Source organism: Luteitalea sp. (assembly GCF_044337415.1).
Taxonomy (GTDB): Bacteria; Acidobacteriota; Vicinamibacteria; order Vicinamibacterales; family Vicinamibacteraceae; genus Luteitalea.
In genome coordinates this window covers 1-2,811 of the sequence record NZ_JBIINP010000372.1, presented here as the reverse complement: position 1 = coordinate 2,811, position 2,811 = coordinate 1, and the positions used below count along the sequence as shown (strand labels likewise).

Genomic DNA, 2,811 nt, shown 5'->3' with positions numbered 1-2,811 from the left:
AGGCCGACGTGCGCCGCTGCCTCGAGCGGTGGCATGCCGGCGACAACGGCATCCTCGACCTCAGCGAGGCGTCGCGGCTCGAACTCGGCACGGGATGGCTGGTCCCGCCGCGCATGCTCCACGCGCCCGGCTCACTGTGCACGTACGAACCGCAGTGGGCCTCGGACGTGAAGTCGATGTACCAGTCGCTGGTGGACGGTCAGGCCGTGCCCCGCGACCTCCTCGTGCAGGACGTGCCACCGGAGCATCACGACGATCTCGACTACCTGGTCGAGCAGTTGGATTGGGACCTGAACCTCGACAAGACGTTCCGGGAGCGGCACCTGCTGCGTCCGCGTGTGGCAAGCGAGGGGCCGGGCTTCGTGGACCGCTGGGTGGTCTACGGGACCTTCGCGAACGGCGACCTGTTCTCTGCCAAGGAACTCACGCTGGAGCCAGGCGCGACCTGCACGGTCCGCGATACCAGCGCGTGGACGCTGGTGTGCGTCCAGGGCACGGGGACGATCAACGGCGAGCCGATCTCGAGCCCGTCGATGCTGCGCGTGACCGACCTCAGCGACGACGAGTGGTTCTGCAGCGACGCGGGCGCGCGGCAGGGCGTGACGTTCACCAACACGTCGCGCAGCGAGCCGCTGGTCACGCTGCGCTGCTTCGGTCCAGGAGGCCAGGGGTCGTAGGCGCCGCACCGGGCACCCGTGCCTCCCCCGACGTACCCCAGACCGTCGCCCAAGGGCGACGGCTAGCCGTATCGTCCCTCGACGTAGTCGGTCGTGCGCGAGTCCTTCGGGGAGAGGAAGAGCTGCTCGGTCCGCGCGTGCTCGACCACTTCGCCCAGCAGCATGAACACGCACTCGTCGCTGATGCGGCGGGCCTGCGACATGCTGTGCGTCACGATCAGAATCGTGAACCGCTCCTTGAGCACGAGCATCAGTTCCTCGACGGCGCGGGTGCCTGCGGTATCGAGTGCCGAGCAGGGCTCGTCCATCAGGATGACGCTCGGCTTCAGAGGCAGCAACCGCGCGATGCACAGCTTCTGCTGCTGCTCGAGCTGCAGGCCGGTGGCGCGCTCGTGCAGGCGATCCTTGAGGTCGTCCCACAGGCCGACCTCCCGGAGGGCGCGCTCCACGGCCTCATCGAGCATCGTCTTCGCCAGGCTGCGCCGGTCCCCGTGCACGCGCAGGCCGAAGACGACGTTCTCGTACACCGAGATCGGCAGGGGGTTGGGCCGCTGGAACACCATGCCGACGGCCTTGCGCAGTTCGACCAGCGAGACGGCAGGGGCGTAGATGTCCTGCCCGAGCACCTCGATGGCGCCGGTGGTGCGCACCGAGCCGTAGCGCTCGTTCACCCGGTTGAAGCAGCGCAGCAACGTCGTCTTGCCGCATCCCGAGGGCCCGATGAGCGACGTGATCAGCTGCGGCTTGATCTGCAGCGACACGTCGCGCAGGGCCTGGAAGTCGCCATACCAGAGGTTGAGGCCGCGCGTCTCGATCCCGTAGGCGCCTGCGTCGACACTCATCCGAAGATCCCGTTCACGTAGTCGCCCGTGCGCTGGTCGGCAGGCCGCGAGAACACCTGATCGGTCGCGCCGATCTCGACGATCTCGCCGTCGAGCAGGAACATCGTCCGGTCGGCGAGGCGCCGCGCCTGCTGCGTGAGGTTGGTCACGAGCACGATCGTCATCTCCGCCTTGAGCTGCTTCAGCACGTCCTCGATGCGCATCGTCGTGACCGGGTCGATGGCGATGGAAAACTCGTCGAGGCACAGGATGGCGGGCCGGTGCGAGAGGGCGCGGGCGATGGTCAGGCGCTGCTGCTGCCCGCCCGAGAGCTTGGTGCCCAGGGTGTGGAGCCGATCCTTCACCTCGTCCCACAGGGCCGCCTGCACGAGGCAGCGCTCCACGAGTTCATCGAGCGAGGCACGCGCCGTCAGCCCGGCCGCACGCGGGGCGAAGGCGACGTTGTCGTAGATGGACAGCGGCAGGCCCACTGGCAGGGGCGCGACCATGCCGATGGTGCGGCGCAGCGCATACACGTCGCGCGTCCGCGCGACATCCTCGCCGTTGACCTCGACCACCCCCTGCATCCGGGCGCCTGGCGTGAACTCCAGCGTCCGGTTCAGGCAGCGCAGCATGGAGGTCTTGCCCGACTGCGCCGGGCCGATCACGCCGAGAATCTCGCCGCGGTGCACCTCGAAGGAGATCCCGTGGATCACCTCCGTGGCTCCGTACCGCACCCGGAGGTCCCTGACCGCGATGGCCGTGTCCGTGCTCATCGGGCGCCTACCACTTCTTCCGGTTGCGCAGGTAGACGCGCAGGACGACGGCGGTGGAGTTGACCAGGAGCACCGCCCCCACGAGCACCGTGGCCGTGGCGAACTGCAGGGAATCTGGCGCCCCGTTGATCTGGGTGGCGAGGTTGTAGAGGTGAGTGGCCAGTGCCATCGCGCTCTCGGTGAGGCGGTACGGGAACAGGTCGCCCTGGTCGACGGCCTTGTACATCACCGCGCCGGTGAAGAGGATGGGCGCCGTCTCGCCCGCGGCGCGCGACACCTGCAGGATGACGCCCGTGAGGATGCCGCTGACGGCATTGGGCAGCACCACCACGCGGATGGTCTGCCACCGCGTGGCGCCGACGTTCCAGCACGCCTCCCGGAAGGAACGCGGCACGGACGACAGTGCCTCTGACGTGCTGGCGATGATCACCGGCAGCGTCATCACGGCCAGCGTGAGCGAGGCGGCGAGGATGGACTGGCCGAGTCCGGCGGCCAGCACGAAGGCGCCGAGCCCGAAGAGGGCATGCACGATGCTGG

The 2,811-nt window shown here is 68.7% G+C and carries 3 protein-coding genes and 1 pseudogene; 1 reads left to right on the top strand and 3 read right to left on the bottom strand.

Going from position 1 to position 2,811, the window contains the following annotated elements:
• Positions 1-677, top strand: a pseudogene (locus ACIRDX_RS22485) (hypothetical protein); the annotation flags it as partial.
• A 62-nt stretch (positions 678-739) separates the two neighbouring features.
• Here ACIRDX_RS22485 and ACIRDX_RS22480 read toward each other — a convergent pair.
• From ACIRDX_RS22480 to ACIRDX_RS22470, 3 genes are all read right to left on the bottom strand, one after another.
• Positions 740-1,519: a phosphate ABC transporter ATP-binding protein gene (locus ACIRDX_RS22480; RefSeq protein WP_396627651.1), complete on the bottom strand. Its 780-nt coding sequence runs from the start codon at positions 1,517-1,519 to the stop codon at positions 740-742.
• Positions 1,516-2,274, bottom strand: coding sequence for a phosphate ABC transporter ATP-binding protein (locus ACIRDX_RS22475; RefSeq protein ID WP_396627650.1), 759 nt, complete (start codon positions 2,272-2,274; stop codon positions 1,516-1,518). Before ACIRDX_RS22475 ends, ACIRDX_RS22480 begins: the two co-directional genes overlap by 4 nt.
• A gap of 7 nt (positions 2,275-2,281) precedes the next feature.
• The coding region (locus ACIRDX_RS22470) for a PstA family ABC transporter permease (protein ID WP_396627649.1) at positions 2,282-2,811 on the bottom strand (530 nt) is incomplete at its 5' end.

Bases quoted from the DNA above. Each gene is read 5' to 3' on its own strand.
- ACIRDX_RS22475 (WP_396627650.1), bottom strand. From the start codon at position 2,274: ATGAGCACGGACACGGCCATCGCGGTCAGGGACCTCCGGGTGCGGTAC.
- ACIRDX_RS22480 (WP_396627651.1), bottom strand. From the start codon at position 1,519: ATGAGTGTCGACGCAGGCGCCTACGGGATCGAGACGCGCGGCCTCAAC.